Source organism: Kitasatospora sp. NPDC091257 (assembly GCF_044757675.1).
In the GTDB taxonomy this organism is placed as follows: Bacteria; Actinomycetota; Actinomycetes; order Streptomycetales; family Streptomycetaceae; genus Kitasatospora; species Kitasatospora lactacystinica.
The window spans coordinates 1-6,363 of the sequence record NZ_JBIVVI010000477.1; the positions used below are offsets into that span (position 1 = coordinate 1).

The following is a 6,363-nucleotide window of genomic DNA, read 5'->3' on the forward strand; positions in this document are numbered from 1 at the left end:
TCGGTGCCGGCGTCGTGGACTTCCAGGCGCAGACGGGAGCCGGTGACGGTGAAGCGGACCTCGATGTGACAGTCGTCGGGGGCGTCGGAGTGCTGGACGGCGTTGGCGAACAGTTCGCCGAGGAGGAGTTCGGCGGTGTCCGAGTACCGGTCGCCCGCGGGGAGGGCGGAGAGGTACGCGCGGAGCAAGTACCGGGCCAGCGGCGTGGACTCGGTCCGCGAGTCGAGGCGCGCGACGAACATGCGGGGGCGACGGTGCGTTTTGAGCATGGGGGACCTCGGAGGGGCGGAGGGGCGTGCGACAGGAGCGCGCACAATCACGCTGCGCATGCAGATGATTGCGTTCCGGTCTCAATGATCCGGGTCGCGGAGGTACGGTGATGGCCGAAATCGGGTACCACGCACACGCGGTACGTCAGGGGGTCAGGCATGGCACACCGGCGACTCAAGAGCGAAGTGACGGCCAGTTCGGCGCGGATCTTCGGCGAAGAGCTGCGGTTCTACCGGGAGATGGCCGGCTACACGCAGGAGCAGTTGGCGAAGCTGCTGCACTGCACCAGGCCGAACATCACCAGGTACGAGTCCGGCCAGAGGCGCATGCCGCCGGACATGGTCGTGCAGGCGGACCTGCTGCTCGACACGGGCGGATCGCTCAAGCGGCTCTGGGACCGGGTGGACTGGAGCGTGGGGGTTGAGCATCCGGATTGGTTCCAGACCCATGTCGATGCGGAGGCCGAGGCGCTGGCGGCCAGGGTCTTCCAAGTTGCTGTGATGAATGGGCTACTGCAATGCCGCGAGTATGCGGAGGCCGTGTTCGCGGTCAGTGATGCAGCTGGCAGGCCGGAGGTGATCGAGCAACGAACGCAGGCTCGGTTGGCGCGACAGAAGCGATTCCTGGAGCCGGATGGGCCGCCGCTGCTGGCAATCCTGGATGAGAGCTGCATTCGAACCGTCTATGGCGGACCGGGCGTGATGAGGCGCCAGATGGAACACTTGCTGGCGGTTGCAAAGCTCCCGAACATCGTGATCCAGATCGCGCCGTTCGCGTGTCGACAGGCCAGCGTTGACGTCTCAATGGTGCTGCTGGACATGCCTGATGGGCGAACCTGTGTGTACTCCGAGAGCCTTGATCGCGGGCATTCCAGCGATGCTCCGGAGATCGTTGCGCGGCATCGCTGGAGCTATGATCTGCTCCATGGGACGGCACTGCCAGTAGCCGCCTCGCTCGCGCTGATCGCGGATGCGCTGGAAGGGTTCAAGGATGACGAGGAACAGGCTCGACGGGGCCGTCTGGCGCAAGAGCAGCTACAGCGGCGGCAACGGCGGCAACTGCATCGAGGTGGCCCCCGGATTCCCCGGCCTCGTCCCCGTGCGTGACTCCAAGGACCCCGGCGGCCCGTCCCTCGTCTTCCCGGCCGCTTCTTGGGAAGCATTCGTTGCGGCCGTTCAAGACGGCGAGTTCCCGGGCCAGGGCTGACCGGGAACTCGGTACACGAGAAGAACATAGGCCGGGCTCAGGCGCCCAGGTGGGTCAGCAGGGTGTCGCCCGACGGGTACGGGCGTTCGGCGGGCAGGAGCTTCCGGGCTTCCTCCAACTCCCCGGCCCGCACGTGGGAGTGGATCGTGTGCGCGAGTGCGGTGACGTCCTCCACCGAGACGATCCACTCGTCCGCGTAGCGCTCGGTGGCCTCGCCGGTGAGGCCGAGCTGAAGCGACCGATGGGGCAGCGGCTCCCGATGCAGGCCGCGTTCGGGATCCCACTGCACGCGGGCCGGCGACCGCCTCAAGTCCCGCTTCCAGGCGGCCTGGTCGGGGTGCAGCCCGTGCTTGTAGTGGGAAAGGCAGCTGTTCTCCAGGGCCCATTCGAAGCCCTCGCGGGTGATCTCGATCGCGAGGACGGTCTCCTGCCCCTCCTTGGTCGCCCATCCGCAGCGGTACATCATCCAGAGGAACGACGGCTTGATCTACGTCATCCGGTCCCGCTTCCACGCCGCCGGAAAGCGGCCGTCCCGTGCGGCGGGCAGCCCGATCTCCGGCGCGTACGCCTGGTAGACGGTTACCGTGGAGGCGGTGTGGAGGGCGCGGATCTCATACTTGGGTTCTGACACGCTGACCAGGGTCGATCCTCCGCGAGCATTGCGCCAGCGGATTTTCCGGGCGGCGTGGGTTTCCCCGGTGCCGGCCGTGGAGCCGCTCCGCTCTGCCATCGCCGACCTCCCGGAGAAGGACATCGAATCATGAGCACATCGGACCGGCTCCGCGCCGCCCTGGTGGACGGCCTCACCGGGGATGACGCGATCAGCGATCCGGCGTGGCGGGCCGCCGCGCTCGCCGTGCCGCGGGAGTTGTTCGTCGGGTCGTTCTTCGTGCCGGTCCCGGGCAGCAATCCGACCGCGTACCGGCCCGTGCACCGGACCGACCCCGGATGGCTGAGGCAGGTCTACGCGAACGAGACGCTGATCACCCAACTCGACGGTCACGTCCGCCCCGAGGACGTGACCGGGGGCACCGTGACCGGGACGCCGTCGTCGTCGTCCACCCTGCCGTCCCTGGTGCTGGGCATGTGGCAGCAGCTCGATGCCGTAGCCGGGCACCGGGTGCTGGAGATCGGCACGGGCACCGGCTACTCGACCGCCCTCGGCGCGCATCGCCTCGGGGACGCCAACCTGACCAGCATCGAGTACGACCCGCTGGTGGCCGAGCGCGCCGCCGCCGCGATCGGGGCGGCCGGGTTCGCTCCCCGACTGGTCGTCGGCGACGGGCTGATCGGCGACCCGGACGGCGGCGAGGGTGCGTACGACCGGCTGATCGCCACCTGCGCCGTCCGGTACCTGCCGCCCGGCTGGCTGCACCAGGTGAAGCCCGGCGGCGTCATCCTGGCGACCCTGTCCGGGTGGGGGTTCGGCTTCGGGCTCGTGCGCCTGGTCCTGACGGCCCCCGGCGAGGGAACGGGGCGGTTCATGCCCGGCTGGACCAGCTTCATGATCGCCCGCCCGCACGACCGACCGCCGCGCCAGAGCATCTCCCTGCTCCCGGGGGACGAGCGCCCGTCCCGGATCGACCCCGAGGTCATCAGCACCTGGACCGGCAGCTGGGTCGCCCAGCTCGCGGCGCCCTCGGCCGAACGGATGGGAGCCGTTGGGCACCAGATCCTCTGGGACGTGGCCACCGGATCGCAGGCCCGGACCGCGCCCGTCCCCGGTGGCGGGTGGACCGTGGTGCAGCGCGGCCCGCTCCGGCTCTGGGACCAGGTGGAGAGCGCCGTCGAAGCCTGGCAGCGGGCCGGCGAGCCGCACCAGGAGGGCTTCGGCCTCACCGTCTCGCCGACCGGGCAGCGGGTCTGGATCGGAAGCGAGGACGGACCGGGCTGGAACCTGCCGATCTGACCCCTCCAGGATCGAGGCCCGCTATGCCCCGCGCGAGCGGATTCTTCGGCTACTGCCGTCAAGACCTGAAGAAGCCCCACCGGAAAACGATCCGGTGGGGCTTCTTCAGTGCAACGGTAGGGTGTTAGGGCCACGCCGTCGCGCGGCCCCGGCGTCCAACGGCCACGATCGAGGGACGCCAGGTCCGGACCCTCCTGGCGCAGCGCCGTGAGGTCGCCCCGCCGACCGCAAGCAGGTCGGGCGGTCGACCCGCGCCGCCCGCCCCCGACCCACGGAAAGCCGCTGTGATCACCACCACGGACCTGACGAAGGTCTACCGTTCCCGAGGCCGCGAGGTGACCGCCCTCGCCGGTGTCGACCTGCACGTCCGCCCGGGCGAGGTCTACGGAGTCGTCGGCACCAGCGGTGCCGGCAAGTCCACCCTCATCCGCTGCGTGAACATGCTGGAGCGCCCGTCCTCCGGCACGGTCACCGTGGACGGGGTCGAGCTGACCGCGCTGGCCGGCGGCGAGAACCGGGCCGGCAAGGAGCTGCGCGAGGCCCGCCGCCGGATCGGCATGGTCTTCCAGCACTTCAACCTGCTCTCCTCCCGGACGGTGCAGCAGAACGTCGAGCTCCCGCTGGAGATCATCGGCCTGGACCGCACCGAGCGCCGCCGCAAGGCCGCCGAACTGCTCGACCTGGTCGGCCTGGGCGACAAGGCCCGCAGCTACCCCAACCAGCTCTCCGGCGGCCAGAAGCAGCGCGTCGGCATCGCCCGGGCGCTGGCCGGCGACCCCAAGGTGCTGCTCTCCGACGAGGCCACCTCGGCGCTCGACCCGGAGACCACCCGCTCGATCCTCAAGCTGCTGCGCGAGCTCAACCAGCAGCTGGGCCTCACCGTCCTGCTGATCACCCACGAGATGGACGTCATCAAGTCCGTCTGCGACTCCGCCGCCCTGATGCGCGGCGGCCGGGTGGTCGAGTCCGGCGAGCTCACCGACCTGCTCGCCAGGCCCGGCTCCGAGCTGGCCCGCGAGCTGTTCCCGCTCAGCGAGTTCGGCACCGGCCACCCCGGCTCCACCGTGCTGGAGATCACCTTCCAGGGCGACAGCTCGGCCCAGCCCTTCGTCTCCCAGCTCGCCCGCACCTACCAGATCGACATCAACATCCTCGGCGCCGCGGTGGAGACCATCGCCGGCCGGATGGTCGGCCGGATGCGGGTCGAGCTGTCCGGCGGCCACCAGGACAACGTGGTGCCGATCGGCTACCTGCGCGAGCAGGGCCTGCAGGTGGACGTGATCGGTGCGACGGACGGAGCGGTGGCATGACCTGGGACGAGATGTGGGCCCTGATGGGGCCCGCCACGCAGGAGACCTTCCAGATGGTCGGGGTGTCCGCGGTCGTCACCGTCCTGCTCGGCCTGCCGCTGGGCGTGCTGCTGGTGCTCACCGACAAGGGCGGCCTGCTGGCCAACCGGGCCGTCAACAAGAGCATCGGCTTCGTCGTGAACCTCGCCCGGTCGGTGCCGTTCATCATCCTGATGATCGCGCTGATCTCCTTCACCCGCTGGCTGGTCGGCACCTCCATCGGCTGGCAGGCGGCGACCGTGCCGCTGACCATCGGCGCCATCCCGTTCTTCGCCCGCCTGGTCGAGACCTCCGTCCGTGAGGTCGACCGGGGCCTGGTCGAGGCGGTCCAGTCGATGGGCGGCAGCACCTGGACGATCGTCCGCAAGACCCTGCTGCCCGAGGCCCTGCCCGGCATCGTGGCCTCGGTCACCACCACGGTCATCACCCTGATCAGCTACTCCGCGATGGCCGGCACGGTCGGCGGCGGCGGCCTCGGCACCCTCGCCGTCAACTACGGCTACCAGCGCTTCGAGACCACCTTCATGTGGGTCATCGTGGCCGAGCTGGTGATCATCGTCACCGCCGTCCAGCTGATCGGCGACTTCGTCGTCCAGCGGCTCTCCCACCGCGGGCGCACCGGCGGCCGGACCCGGCTGCTCGGCCGCTCCCGGACGACTCCCGACGAGGACCTCGTCGCCTCCTAGACCTCCCCCGTCCGACCCCGGGCGCGGCTCCCCGTTCCACGCAGAAAGGCACTTTTCGTGCGCAACGTTCTGAAGTTCACCAGCATCCTCGCCACCGCCGGCGTCGCCCTCTCGCTCGCCGCCTGCGGCAGCTCCGGGTCCTCCTCCTCGTCGGACGCGAACGCGCCGCTCAAGGTCGTGGCCAGCCCCACCCCGCACGGTCAGATCCTGAAGTTCGTCAAGGACAACCTCGCGGAGAAGGCGGGCCTCAAGCTCGACATCAAGGAGGTCACCGACTACGTGACCCCCAACACGGCGGTGCAGGACGGTTCGGCCGACGCCAACTACTTCCAGCACGTCCCGTACCTGGAGGACTTCAACAAGAAGCGCGGCACCGACATCGTGTCGGTCGAGCCCGTGCACCTGGAGCCGCTGGGCGTCTACTCCAAGAAGGTCAAGGCGATCGCCGACCTGCCGGACGGCGCCACCATCGGTCTGCCGAACGACGCCACCAACGAGGGCCGCGCGCTCAAGCTGCTCGCCGACAACAAGCTGATCACCCTCAAGGACGGCGTCACCACCGCCGCCACCCCGGCGGACGTGACCGGCAACCCGAAGAACTTCAAGTGGAAGGAGCTGGAGGCCGCCCAGCTGCCCCGCTCCGTCGCCGACCTCGACGCCGCCGTCATCAACGGCAACTACGCGATCGACTCCGGCCTGAAGCCGGCCACCGACGCCCTGGTGCTGGAGAAGGCCGAGGGCAACCCGTACGCCAACATCCTGGCCGTCAAGAAGGGCAAGGAGAACGACCCGCGGGTCAAGAAGCTGGCCGAGCTGCTGCACTCCGACGAGGTCAAGAAGTACATCAACGACACCTTCCAGGGTTCGGTCGTCCCGGCCTTCTGAGCCGCGGTCCGCTCGACACCCTGATCCCGACCGGGCCCCCGCCGCACCTCGGCGGGGG

7 protein-coding genes and 1 pseudogene are annotated in these 6,363 nt (G+C 69.6%); 6 read left to right on the top strand and 2 right to left on the bottom strand.

Going from position 1 to position 6,363, the window contains the following annotated elements; genetic code table 11:
- A partial coding sequence (locus tag ACIQOV_RS21995; RefSeq protein ID WP_401050881.1) for an ATP-binding protein occupies positions 1-242 on the bottom strand: 242 nt, incomplete at its 3' end.
- Between the two features lie 186 nt (positions 243-428).
- Here ACIQOV_RS21995 and ACIQOV_RS22000 point away from each other — a divergent pair.
- Both ACIQOV_RS22000 and ACIQOV_RS22005 read left to right on the top strand, forming a co-directional pair.
- Positions 429-1,376, top strand: a complete 948-nt coding sequence (locus ACIQOV_RS22000; protein WP_401050883.1) for a helix-turn-helix domain-containing protein — start codon at positions 429-431, stop codon at positions 1,374-1,376.
- Entirely contained in the window at positions 1,339-1,476 is a 138-nt protein-coding gene (locus ACIQOV_RS22005) for a DUF397 domain-containing protein (RefSeq protein ID WP_401050885.1), read from the top strand. The genes ACIQOV_RS22000 and ACIQOV_RS22005 overlap by 38 nt, the downstream gene beginning before the upstream one ends.
- A gap of 37 nt (positions 1,477-1,513) precedes the next feature.
- Here the strand turns inward: ACIQOV_RS22005 and ACIQOV_RS22010 are convergent.
- Positions 1,514-2,107: pseudogene (locus tag ACIQOV_RS22010) on the bottom strand (DUF4291 domain-containing protein).
- A 129-nt stretch (positions 2,108-2,236) separates the two neighbouring features.
- Here ACIQOV_RS22010 and tgmC point away from each other — a divergent pair.
- From tgmC to ACIQOV_RS22030, 4 genes are all read left to right on the top strand, one after another.
- Entirely contained in the window at positions 2,237-3,385 is a 1,149-nt protein-coding gene (gene tgmC, locus ACIQOV_RS22015; RefSeq protein ID WP_401050887.1) for an ATP-grasp peptide maturase system methyltransferase, read from the top strand.
- Between the two features lie 284 nt (positions 3,386-3,669).
- Positions 3,670-4,695, top strand: coding sequence for an ATP-binding cassette domain-containing protein (locus tag ACIQOV_RS22020; protein WP_359905985.1), 1,026 nt, complete (start codon positions 3,670-3,672; stop codon positions 4,693-4,695).
- Positions 4,692-5,420, top strand: coding sequence for a methionine ABC transporter permease (locus ACIQOV_RS22025; RefSeq protein WP_359905988.1), 729 nt, complete (start codon positions 4,692-4,694; stop codon positions 5,418-5,420). Before ACIQOV_RS22020 ends, ACIQOV_RS22025 begins: the two co-directional genes overlap by 4 nt.
- A gap of 57 nt (positions 5,421-5,477) precedes the next feature.
- Positions 5,478-6,305, top strand: a complete 828-nt coding sequence (locus ACIQOV_RS22030) for a MetQ/NlpA family ABC transporter substrate-binding protein (RefSeq protein ID WP_401050890.1) — start codon at positions 5,478-5,480, stop codon at positions 6,303-6,305.
- Positions 6,306-6,363 lie beyond the last annotated feature (58 nt).